17 protein-coding genes are annotated in these 15,420 nt (G+C 39.5%); all 17 read left to right on the top strand.

Going from position 1 to position 15,420, the window contains the following annotated elements; all coding sequences use genetic code 11:
* Positions 1-30 precede the first annotated feature (30 nt).
* Positions 31-963 carry an FAD-binding protein gene (locus DW917_RS09150; RefSeq protein WP_158570097.1) on the top strand — a complete coding sequence of 311 codons (933 nt, stop codon included), beginning with the start codon at positions 31-33 and terminating at the stop codon, positions 961-963.
* A 2-nt stretch (positions 964-965) separates the two neighbouring features.
* Entirely contained in the window at positions 966-2,069 is a 1,104-nt protein-coding gene (locus tag DW917_RS09145) for a polysaccharide pyruvyl transferase family protein (protein ID WP_118118017.1), read from the top strand.
* Positions 2,070-2,092: 23 nt separating this feature from the next.
* Complete coding sequence (locus DW917_RS09140; protein ID WP_118118015.1) at positions 2,093-3,139, top strand: glycosyltransferase family 4 protein; 1,047 nt, start codon at positions 2,093-2,095, stop codon at positions 3,137-3,139.
* Positions 3,136-3,858, top strand: a complete 723-nt coding sequence (locus DW917_RS09135; RefSeq protein WP_147344151.1) for a hypothetical protein — start codon at positions 3,136-3,138, stop codon at positions 3,856-3,858. The genes DW917_RS09140 and DW917_RS09135 overlap by 4 nt, the downstream gene beginning before the upstream one ends.
* Positions 3,858-5,441, top strand: coding sequence for a phosphotransferase (locus tag DW917_RS09130; protein ID WP_118118011.1), 1,584 nt, complete (start codon positions 3,858-3,860; stop codon positions 5,439-5,441). Before DW917_RS09135 ends, DW917_RS09130 begins: the two co-directional genes overlap by 1 nt.
* Entirely contained in the window at positions 5,441-6,415 is a 975-nt protein-coding gene (locus DW917_RS09125; protein ID WP_118118009.1) for a DMT family transporter, read from the top strand. Before DW917_RS09130 ends, DW917_RS09125 begins: the two co-directional genes overlap by 1 nt.
* Positions 6,416-6,422: 7 nt before the next feature.
* On the top strand, positions 6,423-7,112 hold the full coding sequence (locus DW917_RS09120; protein WP_118118008.1) for a sugar phosphate nucleotidyltransferase: 690 nt from the start codon (positions 6,423-6,425) through the stop codon (positions 7,110-7,112).
* A complete protein-coding gene (locus tag DW917_RS09115; RefSeq protein WP_118118006.1) occupies positions 7,099-7,896 on the top strand; it encodes a phosphorylcholine transferase LicD in 798 nt (265 codons plus the stop codon). The genes DW917_RS09120 and DW917_RS09115 overlap by 14 nt, the downstream gene beginning before the upstream one ends.
* A gap of 14 nt (positions 7,897-7,910) precedes the next feature.
* Positions 7,911-9,161 carry a hypothetical protein gene (locus tag DW917_RS09110; RefSeq protein WP_118118004.1) on the top strand — a complete coding sequence of 417 codons (1,251 nt, stop codon included), beginning with the start codon at positions 7,911-7,913 and terminating at the stop codon, positions 9,159-9,161.
* 3 nt (positions 9,162-9,164) lie between these two features.
* Positions 9,165-10,208, top strand: coding sequence for a glycosyltransferase family 4 protein (locus DW917_RS09105; RefSeq protein WP_118118002.1), 1,044 nt, complete (start codon positions 9,165-9,167; stop codon positions 10,206-10,208).
* 18 nt (positions 10,209-10,226) lie between these two features.
* Complete coding sequence (locus DW917_RS09100; protein ID WP_199545528.1) at positions 10,227-10,802, top strand: DapH/DapD/GlmU-related protein; 576 nt, start codon at positions 10,227-10,229, stop codon at positions 10,800-10,802.
* A 175-nt stretch (positions 10,803-10,977) separates the two neighbouring features.
* Positions 10,978-11,847 (top strand): glycosyltransferase, encoded by an 870-nt coding sequence (locus tag DW917_RS09095; protein ID WP_118118000.1) that lies wholly within the window; start codon positions 10,978-10,980, stop codon positions 11,845-11,847.
* 6 nt (positions 11,848-11,853) lie between these two features.
* Complete coding sequence (locus DW917_RS09090; protein WP_118117997.1) at positions 11,854-13,086, top strand: glycosyltransferase family 4 protein; 1,233 nt, start codon at positions 11,854-11,856, stop codon at positions 13,084-13,086.
* 530 nt (positions 13,087-13,616) lie between these two features.
* A complete protein-coding gene (locus tag DW917_RS09085; RefSeq protein ID WP_118117995.1) occupies positions 13,617-13,868 on the top strand; it encodes a hypothetical protein in 252 nt (83 codons plus the stop codon).
* 1 nt (position 13,869) lies between these two features.
* A complete protein-coding gene (locus tag DW917_RS09080; protein WP_118117993.1) occupies positions 13,870-14,136 on the top strand; it encodes a hypothetical protein in 267 nt (88 codons plus the stop codon).
* 489 nt (positions 14,137-14,625) lie between these two features.
* Entirely contained in the window at positions 14,626-14,781 is a 156-nt protein-coding gene (locus DW917_RS17525) for a hypothetical protein (protein WP_199545526.1), read from the top strand.
* Between the two features lie 10 nt (positions 14,782-14,791).
* The gene (locus DW917_RS09075; protein WP_118117991.1) at positions 14,792-15,382 is read left to right on the top strand and encodes a GNAT family N-acetyltransferase; all 591 of its coding nucleotides are present in this window, start codon (positions 14,792-14,794) and stop codon (positions 15,380-15,382) included.
* The last annotated feature ends 38 nt before the right edge of the window (positions 15,383-15,420 follow it).

Here is a 15,420-nt window from a genome sequence, read left to right as displayed (position 1 = left end):
TGAAATCCAAGTGAAATGGAAAGCTTGGATATGAAATTATATACGAATATCAAGTCTTATTCAGTTACATGGCTGGCAAATACATACGATCAAAGTAGTTCGCAAGGTATCATTGCTAATTACTATCTTCCTGAGACAATGGAAGAAATGGCAGAGTTGTGTAGAGACTTATATGACAGGAAAGAAAAGTTTTATGTAGTAGGAAGTACCTCAAACATCTATATCCGTCCGAATACCAACATTGAGCATCTGATTTCTGTGAAATTGCTTCATCAATTTTATGTAGAAGATGATTTCATGTATTGCGAATGTGGTGCAAGTGTGAAACAGATTGTGCGAAAAATGGTAAAGGATGGAATGAAAGGGTACTCTTGTATGATTGACTTGCCAGGTACGGTTGGAGGTGCCATCTATGGCAATGCCAGTGTCTCTTCAGATAGTATAGTTCAGCAGCTTGTTGACGTGAAAATATTACTGAAGGATGGTGTGATAAAGGCATTTACTCCTGAAGAATTAAATTTCTCTTTTCGTTCCTCTTCATTAAAAAGAAAAGAATGGGATGGTATTATCCTGTCATGTCGCTTGAAAAGAACTAAGGGAAATCAACAGAAGATAGAAGATGAGGCACAGATGGCTCATGCATGGAGAAAGGCCAACCAACCTGGTACTGCAAGAAATTTAGGAACCACTTCCTTGCTATCCATAGCTGACAGAACTATGTTAGGAATAGCATTGCGTGGTTTGGCAAGTTTTGTAGGAATGTTTGTTCCTTTAAAGAAACGAAATGATGTCAAGATAAAATTGATCATGACATGGTTGGGTAAGCCAGGGTTGGCAAAATATCTTTTCGGTCTTAATCGCTATATGTGGTTGGATTCTGCTGCCCATCTATGTTTTGATGATTATGTAGAAGTCATCAATCAATTATATGTTAAACCAAGATTAGAAATAGAAGTTTGGTAATTATGAAAATAGGAATAGTAACCTATCATCGTGCGTTGAATTATGGAGCTGTATTGCAGTGTATGTCTTTGTATTCGGCTCTGAAAAGATTAGGGCATGATGTCGAAGTTGTCGATTATCGTCCAGAGGCGATAGAGGCATACAGAATGTATTTCAGATGGAAGGATTTTAAGAAATGCAGGGGTGTCATAGCCAAGTTGAGATATTTATTTTCCTGCATGACTCTGATAGCTTCGAGATTTAAAACCGTCCGTAAGTTTAATCGCTTTCTAAGGGATAACATCCAACTGTCTTCTGTTGTTTCTTTTGTGAATGATGCACCTAAGTATTATGACGTTGTTTTCTTTGGTAGTGATCAAATTTGGAATCCTGCTATTAATGAGGGTGTAGATCAAGTTTATCTTGGTCAGATGCCAAAGGGTCATGCTAAGTTTTATACTTATGCGGTGAGTATGGGACGTCTGGATTTATTCCAGGGTAAAGTGGAAGAGGAATATCGTAAGTATATATCTTCTTTTGATGGACTGTCTGTGAGAGAAACGACTATGCAGTCTTTTCTCAAGGAGAAGCTGGGCAGAGATTCTGACGTGGTTTGCGATCCTTCTTTGCTGATTACCAAGGAGGAGTGCGAGGCTATGGCTGTAAAGCCAAAGGATGAGGGGTATGTACTCTTATTTATCCTTGATGGAAATTTTGATGCATTAGGATTTGCCAATAGAATAGCCCAACAGTTGGGTAAGAAAGTGATTCGCATTGGCGCTGTACAGAATCCATTCCATCGCTACCATAGTGAAGTACGTGCTGAGTTATCTCCTGCAGAGTTCCTTGGTTATATTCAGTATGCAGATTGTATCGTTACCAATTCTTTCCATGCAACATCTTTCTCTCTCATCATGCAGAAGAACTTCTACACTATATTGAGAAAGAATAATAATGACCGAGCTAAAACCATCTTGGGTGTTGCTGGGTTAGAAAACAGACTGGCAGATGCTAAGGCTCATGTAGAATTCAAAAAAATCAATTATCAGGGAATTAGGGAAAGACTTGAAGGATATAAGGAGAGTTCTATGGAATGGATTCAAAAATGTCTTGAAACTGCTAAATAGAAATTTTATTAAGTTCATATAAGATGAAAATAGCACATATTCATTGGTCACTTGGGACTGGAGGTATTGAAACGATGCTTCCTGATATTGTAAACGAACAGGCAAAGACGAACGAAGTGGAATTGATCATTATCAATGATTGGGTGGAACCTTCGATCCTTGCAAAGGTGAATCAAGAAAGAGTGAAGGTCGTATTGATAAATAGGCATGAAGGGAGTAAGAGTCCTTGGCCTATTATTAAACTCAATTTGTTCTTGATGAAATTCAGACCGGATGTTATTCATACTCATGCTCATCATTTGATTAATCTTGTAATTTATCCTTTTGGTAAGCGAGTAAGAACTATACATAACACTCATAATGTAAGTGATGAGTATCCGAAATATGATAAACTCATTTCTATATCTAAAGCTGTTTATGAGTTTACTTTAAATCAAGGTTTTGACTCTGTGGTTGCTGATAATGGTATTCCTGTGAGTAGAATAGTTCATACTAAAGTTGATCCTTTTTCTGATGGCAAGCTTCATTTTGTTCAAGTGAGCCGTTTGTATATAGAACAAAAAGGGCAGGATATCCTTCTTAACGCATTAGGTGTCTTGAAAAACAATGACGGTTTTACGAATTTCAAGATGCATTTTGTTGGGAACGGTGAAAGTGAGGATATGCTAAAAAGTATGGTACAAAATTTACATCTTGAAAATGAAGTTGTTTTTGAGGGTTTAAAAGATCAATCGTGGGTATATCAAAACTTGTGTAATTATGACCTCTTCATTCAACCCTCCAGATATGAAGGATTTGGGTTAACTGTGGCGGAAGCAATTGCTGCAAAGGTTCCTGTTTTAGTTAGCAATATTGAGGGACCTCTTGAGATTATTGATGGAGGGAGATTAGGAATGTCGTTTGAAAATAAAATGGTGAAAGATTGCGCAGAAAAGATAAAGCAGTTCATTCTAAATGGAAGAAATGACAAACAGGTTGATGATGCCTATCAATATGTGAAATCACATTATGATGTTTCTGTGACTGCACTGAAATACTTAGAAGTTTATGAATCAATATTTAAGAAATGAAAAGATTTTTTATATTAGTTGTTTCCTTGGTTGTTTTAATACCAAGTTTGTTTGCAAATGATAGTACAAAGGTTGCTTCTCCTTTCTCTGCATCTTTAGAGTTAAGTACCAAGTATATGTGGCGAGGTATAGAATATGGTACTGCTCCTACGGTATTCCCGATGATTGGCTATGGCTATAAGGGCTTTAATGCCTTTGCCATGGGTGCCTATGCGGTGAATGGAAGCCATCAGGAGGTGGATTTAGGTGTGTCTTATACCGTGAGCGAGTTTACTGTGGGGGTATCTGATTACTATTATCCTTCTGCGGTAGGTGAGAAGGATGGATATTTTAAATTGAGCAATCGCAGCACAGGACATTGGGTGGAAGCTTATGCCACATGGACTGGTGAGAAGATTCCTTTGTGGGTAACACTTTCTACTTATGTCTTTGGTGCTGATAAGAATGAGGACGGAAAGCAGATGTATTCCTCATACGCAGAAGTAGGGTACACCTATTCCTTCAATGACAACAACAGCATGGCACTCTGCATCGGTGCCAACCTAAATAAGAGTTTTTATACTGACTATCAAAGTGGATTTAATGTAGTTAATATCAATGCCAAGTATAATACGGCATTCAAGTTTGGAAATTATAAATTGCCTGTAAGTGCCAGCTACATCCTTAATCCCTACAAGAATAAGTCATTTTTCACCATGTCACTCTATTTCGGAATCTAATGAAAACAGCCGTAATTTTATCTGCAAGACAAGATAAGGATACATCTGTTCCTTATCCATTGAAAGCTTATCATGATAACGTGTGTTTGATGGACAGAACCATTGAAGCGTTGACAGCCCTCGACTATACCAACATCTATCTCATAGTAGGGGGGCAAGCTCCTTTATATCAGAAGTATGCTTCGGATCATGTTCATCTCGTTTTGAATCCTGATTATAAGTTTACTTCCTCCATGGGCTCCTTAGCTTGCGCTGCTCCTTATATCCAGGATGACTTCCTGCTGGTAGAGGGTGATACCTTCTATGAATATAAGGTACTGAAAGCTTTGTCGGAGACTGATAATGAGAATTGCTTTGCCATCACTGAAGAGTCGGGTAGCGGAGATGAAGCCTTTGTTGAAACCAAGAAGGGGTATATCACCAAGGTGAGTAAAGACCGCCATCAGATTTGTAACTTCGAGGGTGAACTTTTAGGTATTGCAAAGATATCTAAGCCTACCTTCGACAGGATGATGTTGAAATGGAAGCACAGCAATAATCCTTATCTCAATTATGAATATCTGTTGCTGGATTCAACGGATGTATTGGAACGTCCTTATATCCGCTTTACCAATCTGATTTGGGGCGATGTGGATTGTGAGGATGATTTCAATAAGCTTTGCAATTACATCTATCCAAAGTTAAGAAGAAAGGAAAATCCTTTTGACTATGATAATCTTGTGGCCTATCTCAGTGAAATTTTCCCTCATGACCAGATCAGAAATGAGGTGAATATTACACAAATTGGAGGTATGTCCAACAAGAACTTCAAGGTGGTAAAAGGTATTCATGAGTATGTTCTTCGTGTGCCAGGTAATGGTTCTGAAGGTATGGTGGTGCGCAGCAATGAGGAACAGAATTCCATGCAGGCGTGCAAGATGGGTATCAATCCTCCTGTAAGATACTTCAATGCAACTACTGGTATCAAGTTGGCTGATTATGTGAAGAATGCCGAAACACTGAATGGTGCTACTATCCAGCGCCCTTCCAATATGCAGAAGATAGCTACCATCTTTAAAACCCTTCATCACTCACACGTCCGTTTTGGTAATGAGTTTAATGTATTCAAGGAAATTCTCAACTATGAGCATCTTCTGAGGATTGCAGACGGAAAGATGTATGATGGTTATGAACCTGTCAGGGAAAAGGTTTTTAAGTTGGAAGATTACCTCAACCAGTTGGGCGTTTCTATCAAACCGTGTCATAATGACCTCGTGGCAGAGAACTTCCTGAAGGCTGAGGATGGTACTATCTATCTTATCGACTGGGAGTATTCTGGTATGAATGATCCGATGTGGGATATAGCCGCTTTGTTCCTGGAAAACAACTTCACAGAGGACAATCAGGACTATTTTCTCAACCATTACTTTGAAGGAAAGGAACCAGAAAATGCAAGAAGAAAAATTTTGGTTTACCAAATACTGATGGACTATCTTTGGACCGTATGGACGGTTATCAAGGAAGCACAAGGGGATGACTTTGGTACATACGGAAGAGATAGATATAATCGTGCAATAGAAAACTTAAAGAAAATAGAATTATAATGAAAGCAAACACATCTGCGCTCATGCGCAAAGGTTATACTACGGGTGTTCTCTCTGGTATGACATGGGGCTTGGACACGGTTTTGATAGGTGTGGCTATGGCAATGGCTCCTTTTGTAGAAAACCCGGTTCTTCTGATTGGTGGAACTTTTATCTGCAGTATGCTCCATGATGCCTTTGCATCTTTATGGATGTTGATCATCATGGGATGTAAAGGCCGACTGAAAGAACTGTGGCCAGCATTTAAATCAAAAGACGGATTGTTCTGTGCTTTGGGAGCTTTGTTTGGTGGTCCGCTTGCCATGACTTTCTATATGTTAGCTATCGCCAAAGGTGGTGCTGCTTTGACAGCTACAGTGACTGCCTGCTATCCGCTTTTAGGTTCGGCTATGGCAATGGTGATACTTAAAGAGAAAGTGCGTCTTCGCGGGTGGCTCGGATTGCTGATATGTATCTTGGGCATTATCTACATTGGTTATACACCTGCTGGTGATACAGATGTCAACATTGTCGGTGGTATTATGCTGGCAGCAGTCGCAGCTATTGGATGGGCAACTGAAGGTGTGGTCTGTGGATATGGAATGAAGGCTGGTAATGTGGATCCCCAGATGGCTTTGCTTATCCGAGAGTTGACTTCTGGTATTGTCTATATCTTATTGGTAGCACCCATTATGGTGGGAGGATACGAAAATTTAGTGACTGGTACATGTGCTGTATTCTCTGACACTGCTTGCTGGTTGACTCTGTTCTTTACAGCACTGATTGGTATGATTTCATTCTTCTGCTGGTACACTGCCATTGACCTGATAGGTGCAGCCAAGGCGCTTTGTCTGAATGTTACCTATTCTTTCTGGGCAGTGGTATTTACCTTCATCATAGTAGGCAGTACATTATCTGTGAATATTATCGTTGGTTCCATCTTAGTGGTTGCAGGTGTAGCTGTGGCTACTTTGGTATCTCGAAAGAAAAAATAATCTGAATATGAATGCAATTATATTGGCTGCAGGCATGGGAACACGCCTGCGCCCTTTAACCAATGACCGCCCGAAATGTCTGGTGGCGGTGAATGGTGTTCCGATGGTGGAACGTCAAATTCAGTTCCTGAAAGAAAAGGGGATAGATGATATCACTTTGATTTCCGGATATAAGGCTGAATCTTTAGCATATCTGAAAGATAGATATGGGGTGGATATCATATTTAATAACAGATATGATACCTGCAACAATATTAATTCTCTCTATATTGTGAAAGAGCGTTTCCATGATACATACGTTTTGGAAGGCGATGTGTATATGGATAAGAATGTTCTTCTGTCCGAAGTATCTCAATCTACCTATTTTGCTCGTAAAAAGAAATATGAGAATGAATGGGGATTAGATGTAGATGATAGCAACCGCCTTGTGAAAATCAACATCGGTGCTGGTGAAGGCTTTCTCATGAGCGGCATTTCCTATTGGAAGAAAGAGGATTGCCAGAAGATTATTTCTCACATGGAAGAAGTGTATGCTACTAAGGATTATACCAATCTTTATTGGGATAACATGGTACTTGATATTTATCCAGAACTGGATATTCATGTGAGAGAAATAGAGGGTATCTATGAGATTGATACACCTGAAGAATTAAAGGAAGTAGAAAACAAATTAAGTCAAAATCATGAAAGAAATTAAAAATGATGAATTGCGAACTATTCAACTGGATATTTTGCAAAACGTGCATGATTTCTGTATGAAACATGACATAAAATATACTTTAGCATACGGAACATTGTTGGGAGCAGTACGTCATGGTGGATATATACCATGGGATGATGATATTGATATCGCTATGCTTCGCCCAGATTATGAAAGATTCATGCAAGAGTATAAAAATGATATTTATAAGTTTACAGAATGCCGATTGGATAAGGATGTTCATATCGGTTTTGGTAAGGTAGAGGATACCAGAACCATTGTAATCGAAGGTGGCAATACGAAAAATTTAGGCGTGAGCATTGATGTGTTTCCAATAGATGATTTATGTGATACTTATGAGGATAGCGTAGCGTACTTTAAAAGCTTTAAGTGGAATTGGCTATTTAGAAAGGCAAAATACAGAGAACTCTCTATAGTAAAAACTTGGTGGAAAAAAATCGTTGTTTGTTTTCTTAAGTTGGTATCTTTGCCTTTTTCTGTTCATTCTTTGGCTTTGAAAAATATAGATATGGCGATGATGCATTCTAAAGTACGATCTAAATATGTTGGGCTGATATGCGATGTGAATGTATCTTTAGGAGAAATTATGGAACGTTCTATATGGGCTGGTTTTCAGCTAATAACATTTGAAGGTCGTGAATTCATGGCAGTTAAGGGGATAGATGCATACTTGCGTAGTGAATATGGTGACTATATGAAACTTCCGCCTAAAGAGCAGCAAGTGCCTAAACATGATTTTTATTCGATATACTGGAAGTAATTTACTATGAAGTTATGAAAGATATTTCTCGCTTTTTTACGATTTATTGGATTATCTATTTCCCAACTTGTATTGCATACAATGATCTTCCTGGTTTTTCCAGCATCGATGAGGTAATGACTGGAATATTGTTGGTTTATACTTTTATGAAGTATAATAATCGCAGCATTAACAGGCGTCCATGGAAAGAGTTTACTGTTTGTATAGGCCTAATTGCTTTTTACACTGTTTACTCGCTGCTATTTGGTGCAAATGTAGCTGGAGGAGTTTGGCTTGATTTGATGCAAGAAATTCGTCCATATACTATTATTTTTTGTACATGGATATTGAATCCTCGCTTTACAAAGAAGCAAAAGAAATGGATGTTAAGTACAATGGTCATAACTTTATTCTCTTGGATTATCTATCATCCGCAGACCTTAGATGCTCAGGTTGAAGCAGAATTCCCAGTTCTTGGTCAACTTGCTATATGTACAGGTATGTCGTGGTATCTTTTTACTAAAGAGACTAAACGAAACCGAAATATTGCTCTTTTGTTAGTTTTAACCGGTATGTTAGCACCTAAATTTAAATTCATGGGTGAGGTCGTTTGTTTTATTGCGTTTGTGTTTTATGTTAAACAGCGTTTGAATTTCAAATCACCAAAAACTATGGTATATGTAGCATTGATGATAACTATCATTTTGATGATAACATGGACAAAATTTGATGCTTATTATGTTTCTGGATTGAGCAACGATGAATTAGCTCGTCCTATGACTTATAAAACTTCGTTACAAATCCTATGGGATTATTTGCCATTCGGTTCTGGCATGGGATCTTTTGCATGTAATGGTGCCTGGAAATTTTATTCTCCTTTATATTATAAGTATAATTTAAATGGTATCTGGGGATTGGATGAAGGTGGAGGTTTTATCTGTGATGCTTATTATCCAACTTTAGCGCAGTTTGGTATTGTAGGTGTATTTTTCTTCTGCTGGTTCTGGAAGCGTCGTTTGGCTGCTTTTGATATTATTGCAGATATGCGCTATTATCGTGTAGCGATGATTACTTTCTGTTGTCTTGCTATTGAGCAGACTGCAGATTCTTCTTGGCTTTCAGGTAAGGGTATGGGATATTGTATGCTGATAGCACTGTGTCTGAATGCCAATAGAAACATCATGGAACAGAGAAGGAGAGAGGAAATGAGGAAAGAGATGATAGAAAAGCGACGAATGGCAGCAAATAGTGAAAATGAACAACTGAAATTGGCAGAGAAAATCTAAATCATGAGTAAAGTATTAATGGTCGGCTCTGCCGAACAGAGTGGTGGAGGCGTGGCGAGTGTGCTGTGCCTGATGAAGACGATGCCTTTCTGGGAAAAGTATCATTGTGGATGGCTTGGAACGCAGATACAGAGAGGATATGGCGTGAAATTGTGGTATGCGTTGAAGGCTTACTTCAAAGCACTGTTTACGATATGGCAGTATGATATTGTCCATTTTCATACGGTGCCTGATAAGATTTGCCTGATTATTCAAATGCCTGTGCTTTTATTAGCATTACTTGGCAGAAAGAAGATTATCATGCATATCCACATGGGGAATCAGTTGGAGAATCATACGCATAATAAATTGTTTATATGGTCTCTGAACCGAGCTGATTGTGTGGTGCTGCTGGCAAAGAAGTGGCAGAAGTGTTTTGCAGAATGGTTTCCTACAGTGAAAGCCAAGACTGCTGTTATCTATAATGCCTGTGCTCCGACTCCTGCCGTGGATTATTCTATCAAAGAGAAGAGCATCGTCATGGCTGCCTTTCTGAACGACAACAAGCATCCCGATTTGCTCTTGAAGGCATGGAAGAATCTGAAAGCAGATTTCCCTGACTGGCATGTGACCATCATGGGAAATGGTGAAGTGGAGCGCTTTCAGGCGATGGCTCATAATATGGGGTTGGATGATAGCGTCACCTTTACAGGTTATATCACTGGCAAGCAGAAAGATGATATTTGGAATAAAGCAAGTATCTATTGTATGTGCTCTCGCCATGAGGGTTTCCCTATGGTGGTGTTGGAAGCCTGGGCAAGAGGTATTGCTGTGGTAACTACTCCTGTAGGTGGTCTGCCTGATGTGATAGAAGAAGGAAGGAACTGCCTCACTTTCCCATTTGATGATGTGGATGCGCTTACCATGCAGCTTCGCAAGTTGATGGAATCGTCAAAGCTTCGCAGGAATATGGCTGAAGATTCTAAAAGCTTCGGAGAGAGGGTGTTTGCTCCTGTTATGGTGAATGAGAGCATAGAGAAACTATATGAGGAGATATTAAAAGATTAATAGTGACGTTTTGACATTATGAATATTTTTCAGATATTACAAAAGATAAGTCTTGTGCCTTCGTATCTTTGGGACAAGATGTGGGCTCCTGTATGGAAGCGGTGCATGAAGCACTGTGGCAAGGGGGTATATATCCGTCCGATGTCTTCGGATTTCAAGGGTTTGTGGAACCTCTCGGTAGGGGATGGTACTTCGATTCCTAAGGGGAGTACCATTTATTGTACGGATGCAGAATGTACTATTGGTAAGAAGGTGCTCTTCGGTCCTAAACCAACAATCATCACTGGTGATCATCGTATTGACATTTTGGGTAAGTATATGATGGATGTTACCGTAGAGGAGAAATTTGTGGATGGGGTGAATGTATATGACCTGCCTGTCGTCATCGAGGATGATGTGTGGTGTGGTGCGAATGTGACTATCCTGAAAGGTGTCACTATCGGGCATGGTTCGGTAGTGGCTGCTGGTGCTATTGTCACTAAATCCTTTCCTCCTTATAGTATTATCGGTGGTATTCCTGCTAAACTGCTCAAAATGAGATTTACAGAAGAGGAAATCAGGGAGCATGAAAGAATGTTGGCTGACAATATGTGATTCTATGACTAAGGAACGTTTATATTCGTTGGATATGATGAAGTGCATGGCTGCTATCTTCATCACGAATTCTCATTTCCAGCCGCTGTTTTGATTTATAAAGGTATAATTTAATAGATTAATAGACAAAGAGAGGCGTATTTTTTTACGTTACTTTACATTAAGGAGAACGAAAATGATTTATCATTATCTACTAACTCGATTTAATTTAGCTCTCTGGATAGAAGATAAGAATGGGGCAGCTATAGATCGGGAGGAATGGCTTAAAAGGCGAATGGCTCTTTTTGAAACATTTTGTCTGCCTTCTGTAAAAAATCAAAGCTGCCAGAATTTCAGCTGGATTTTGCTGGTGGATGCAAATACGCCTGCTGTATATCGGGAGAGGATTAAGACTTATCGTAAGCTTTGTTCTCAAATCAAGTTTGTCGGAGTTAAGGCTGAATATTCTTACCAGTTTGCTGATATATTCCGTCAGGTGGTGATGCAGGATTTGAAACAGAAGGGATGGAATGATGGTGATTTGTGCCTAACTACTTATCTTGATAATGATGATAGTATCGCCAACAACTTTATGGAGCGTGTACAGTCTGAATGTCTTTCTTTCCATCTAAATTCTTATGAAAAGTGCTTTCTTTCCTTTGATTATGGATTGCAGACCTATACTAAGTTTGGACATTTCTCTACCCGTATCTATTATCCCAATAATCATTTCCTGACTTTAGCTGAATATCTACTGTCTTCAGATTCTTCTCTATCCTCTCTACGAACCTGCTATGGTTATGGAAGTCACTTTCTATTGGAGAAGCGTGGATTGGTCAAGGTGCATCACATCAAGGAAAATATGCATCCGATGTGGATAGAGATCATTCATGAAGAGAATGTGGATAATGATGTAAAAATGACTCTTGATACACATATCGTTTATGATAAGGATATGCTCCGCCGTGTTTTTTCATTGGATATGGATATTGAATCCCATCATCTCTTCGCTTTCATCTTGAGAGTCCTGAAGCAAATGTGGAGGAGGAGTAAGAATAAATTTTAAAACCAAATGAAAATCTTAATCAATGCATACGCTTGCTCTCCTGGTATGGGAAGTGAGCCGGGAATGGCATGGAACTGGGTGAGTAATCTCGCCAAGTTCTGTGAACTATATATTATCACCGAAGGGGAGTTTCGGGAGAAGATAGAGGAGGTGGTGCCTACCTTGGAACAGGGGAAGAACATGCACTTCTATTATAATCCGGTATCGGAGGAAATCAGGAAGATGTGCTGGAACCAGGGGGACTGGCGCTTCTATAAATATTATAAGGAGTGGCAGTGGAAGACGTATCTCTTGGCAAAGGATATCTGTAAGGTGGAGAAGATGGATGTGTTGCATCAGCTCAACATGATCGGATTCCGTGAACCGGGGTTTCTCTGGAAATTGTCGCAAGAGAATGGTGTGCCGTTTGTGTGGGGACCTATCGGTGGACTGAAACAGTTCCCTACGGCTTACCTGCAGGGTGCTGGCTTGAAAATGAAAGTATTCAACCGCTTGAAGAACTTTCTGAATATCTGGCAATTGAAGCATGATAAAAGGGTAGGTGAGGCTTTCAAGACAGCTAAGGTTCTGGTTAGTTCCATCCCTGACTCTTATCGTGCTATCAAGAAGTATAAAGGGTTGGAGTCTGTTGTCATTCCAGAAACTGGTTGTTTCTTATCTGAGGATATTCCTACAGAGCGATTTGACAATCAGGAGTTTCATGTAATGTGGGTTGGCAAGTTTGACTTTAGAAAGCAGTTGCCTCTTGCTTTGCAGGCTATTGCCATGACGGGTAATCCTCGTATTGTATTGGACGTATATGGTAGTGGTTCTGATGATCAGGTAGCTGCTGCTAAAACATATGCTGACTCTTTGGGTATTACTGGTAAAGTGGTATGGCATGGTAATCAATCGAATGATGTCGTGATGAATGCGATGCGAAAGGCTCAGCTTTTCTTCTTCACCAGTGTGAGCGAGGATACTTCTACTGTTGTGCTGGAGGCTGTTAGCAATCGCTTACCTGTCCTTTGCTTTGATGCCTGCGGCATGTCTGCTGTTATTGATGACAAGGTTGGTTGGAAGGTTCCTCTTTCTTCTCCGAGCCAGTCTGCTCGTGATTTCGCCAATCTGCTCAATGAGCTTGAAAAGGACAGGGCTTTGCTGAGGCTCCTTTCGGAGAATTGCAAGGAAAGACAAATGGAGCTTTCCTGGGAGGAAAAGGCTAAGGTTATGGTGGAGTGGTATAAGAAGGTTTTCTAAAATCAACCCGTCCTTCTTTACCATTAAAGAAGGCTCCACCTCTCATCTCGGTCTTCTACCCTCAGGGAAGAAGAGGAAACCGCTCCTCCCCGTCGCTCTTAACCGCTTCGCTATAAGGTTGGCGGGGCATCAGAGCCCTCGCCAGGGTTGTTTTAGCGGGGATGAACCCGCAGGGAGAAGACTTGCTAAAATGGTTGTGCGGGATGGGACCGCTGGAGGTGACTTGCTAAAACCAATGGTTATAAGGGATGGGACTGCAGGGACAAGGTGGATGGCGCATTGCGTAATTTGCTGATAATTTTCAGATTTTCTGCTATTTTCTTGGTGGTTTCAATCAAAAAGCGTATTTTTTTGGCAGATATATGAACAATATAAAGGAGACTTGATTATGATGTTAGGTATTAATGCAAAAAGATAGATCAGTTTACGTATCGTTTGTGTTAAAATCATGTAAGAAGTTTGGCGATGTGAGGGGAATAATGTATCTTTGCATAGTCAAAAAGACTTTAAACGTTTAAAAGGAGAAGATTATGGAACAGATATTAGTAACGGTAGATTCAAACCAGCCTCTGCAAAACATTCGTAAGGCTATTAATATGCTTCGTGGTGTTGTGTCAACTACGGTTGTAAAAGAACCAATCTTGACAAAAACACAGAAGCAGCAAGCTTTTGTGAAGGAAAGTTTGACAAGAGCTTTGCAGGAAGTGAAACTTGCTAAGTTGGAAGGAAGAAAACTACCTGATGCAAGGGATTTATTAAAAGATTTAGAAATGGAGGATTGACATGAATGTACATATTGAATATGGTCCTGAGTTTAAGAGACAGTTTAAACGTTTGGCTAAAAAATATCATTCATTGAAGACTGACTATGGTGCTTGGTTAGATGAAATTTATAAGAATCCTCTTGTTGGAGATGATCTTGGTGGTGGTGTTCGTAAGATAAGAATGGCCATTGCTGACAAGGGAGAAATCTCTAATGTCAAGGATGAATTTATTGAATTCTTGATTAAAAACTTATCTTCAGAACATGGCACTTCTTCAGGAGAATGAAGAACAAGAAATAACAAAATACAGAGATGAAACTTTGTATACTCCTGAAATCATCCTTGATTAGTAATATTATAGCCCTAAGGATATATATTCAAGAATAGCACTAACTTCTAACAGTGACATCACCTACCCGTCCTTCCTTACCGTTGTTCTAAAATCAACCCGTCCTTCTTTACCATTAAAGAAGGCTCCACCTCTCATCTCGGTCTTCTACCCTCAGGGAAGAAGAGGAAACCGCTCCTCCCCGTCGCTCTTAACCGCTTCGCTATAAGGTTGGCGGGGCATCAAAGCCCTCGCCAGGTGGTTGTGCGGGATGGGACCGCATGGGGATAGTTGATTACAATTAATAGTTTGCAGTTTATAGCTTACTGTTGATTTGGGGGTAATTTGCTGATAATTTGCAGATTTCTTTCGATTTTCTTGGTGGTTTCGAAGAAAAGGCGTACTTTTGCGACAAGTTATATAAACTAAATAATAGGAGATAAGATTATGGCATTAGCAATTAGTGGTATCCCTATGCTTACAGGTGATGAGGCTTTAGCTTTTAGAGAAAAAGCTGAAGAAACATTGAAAAAGCGTGGTAGCATAGATTTCTCAAAGCAACGTGCTGAGATGAAGGCTATTTTGGCAAAAGCAAGATTTTAAAGTTAGTATTATGGGATTTCTTGCAGACAAAACGGTGTTTTCACCATTGACAAAAGAAATTTTGGAAGAATCTATTTCATTTTCATGTGGCAATGAAGACTTGGATGGATTCTTCCATAATGATGCAGTGTCTTATGCCGAAAACTTGTTTGGTAAATCTTACTGCTATTATCTTGAGGAATCAAAGGCTGATATTGTATGTGCTTTTACGGTCTCAAATGCCAGTATTTTCACGAAGTACTTGCCTAATGCGAGAAAGAAAAAGGTTGGAAAGCATGTTCCTCATATAAAACAGGATTTGATATATCCTGCTGTACTTATAGGAAGATTGGGAATTTCAACAAAATTTCAGCATCTTCATATAGGAACAGAAGTATTGGACTTTATTAAGTCCTGGTTTGTTGAACCATATAATAAAACGGGATGTCGTTATTTGGTAGTTGATGCCTATAATGAAGATGTACCTGTAGCTTTTTATAAGAAGAATGGTTTTGATTTTATGTTCAGTACAGAAGAGCAGGAAAAATCATATAGAGGTATTGTTTCTGATAAGCCATTAAAGACTCGTCTAATGTACTTTGATTTGATACTTATCAAGTAAGCCTCAAATCCGCAACCGCCCTCATAAGATGACACAGA

Origin of the sequence: Prevotella sp. AM42-24 (assembly GCF_003461825.1) — a bacterium.
Lineage (GTDB): Bacteria > Bacteroidota > Bacteroidia > Bacteroidales > Bacteroidaceae > Prevotella > Prevotella hominis.
The sequence above is the reverse complement of the archived record's forward strand: the minus strand, read 5'-3'. Positions and strand labels throughout refer to the sequence as shown.

Excerpts from the sequence above, each read along its gene's own strand:
- DW917_RS09150 (WP_158570097.1), top strand. The coding sequence starts at position 31 with ATGAAATTATATACGAATATCAAGTCTTATTCAGTTACATGGCTGGCA.
- DW917_RS09145 (WP_118118017.1), top strand. The coding sequence starts at position 966 with ATGAAAATAGGAATAGTAACCTATCATCGTGCGTTGAATTATGGAGCT.
- DW917_RS09140 (WP_118118015.1), top strand. The coding sequence starts at position 2,093 with ATGAAAATAGCACATATTCATTGGTCACTTGGGACTGGAGGTATTGAA.
- DW917_RS09135 (WP_147344151.1), top strand. The coding sequence starts at position 3,136 with ATGAAAAGATTTTTTATATTAGTTGTTTCCTTGGTTGTTTTAATACCA.
- DW917_RS09130 (WP_118118011.1), top strand. The coding sequence starts at position 3,858 with ATGAAAACAGCCGTAATTTTATCTGCAAGACAAGATAAGGATACATCT.
- DW917_RS09125 (WP_118118009.1), top strand. The coding sequence starts at position 5,441 with ATGAAAGCAAACACATCTGCGCTCATGCGCAAAGGTTATACTACGGGT.
- DW917_RS09120 (WP_118118008.1), top strand. The coding sequence starts at position 6,423 with ATGAATGCAATTATATTGGCTGCAGGCATGGGAACACGCCTGCGCCCT.
- DW917_RS09115 (WP_118118006.1), top strand. The coding sequence starts at position 7,099 with ATGAAAGAAATTAAAAATGATGAATTGCGAACTATTCAACTGGATATT.
- DW917_RS09110 (WP_118118004.1), top strand. The coding sequence starts at position 7,911 with ATGAAAGATATTTCTCGCTTTTTTACGATTTATTGGATTATCTATTTC.
- DW917_RS09105 (WP_118118002.1), top strand. The coding sequence starts at position 9,165 with ATGAGTAAAGTATTAATGGTCGGCTCTGCCGAACAGAGTGGTGGAGGC.
- DW917_RS09100 (WP_199545528.1), top strand. The coding sequence starts at position 10,227 with ATGAATATTTTTCAGATATTACAAAAGATAAGTCTTGTGCCTTCGTAT.
- DW917_RS09095 (WP_118118000.1), top strand. The coding sequence starts at position 10,978 with ATGATTTATCATTATCTACTAACTCGATTTAATTTAGCTCTCTGGATA.
- DW917_RS09090 (WP_118117997.1), top strand. The coding sequence starts at position 11,854 with ATGAAAATCTTAATCAATGCATACGCTTGCTCTCCTGGTATGGGAAGT.
- DW917_RS09085 (WP_118117995.1), top strand. The coding sequence starts at position 13,617 with ATGGAACAGATATTAGTAACGGTAGATTCAAACCAGCCTCTGCAAAAC.
- DW917_RS09080 (WP_118117993.1), top strand. The coding sequence starts at position 13,870 with ATGAATGTACATATTGAATATGGTCCTGAGTTTAAGAGACAGTTTAAA.
- DW917_RS17525 (WP_199545526.1), top strand. The coding sequence starts at position 14,626 with ATGGCATTAGCAATTAGTGGTATCCCTATGCTTACAGGTGATGAGGCT.
- DW917_RS09075 (WP_118117991.1), top strand. The coding sequence starts at position 14,792 with ATGGGATTTCTTGCAGACAAAACGGTGTTTTCACCATTGACAAAAGAA.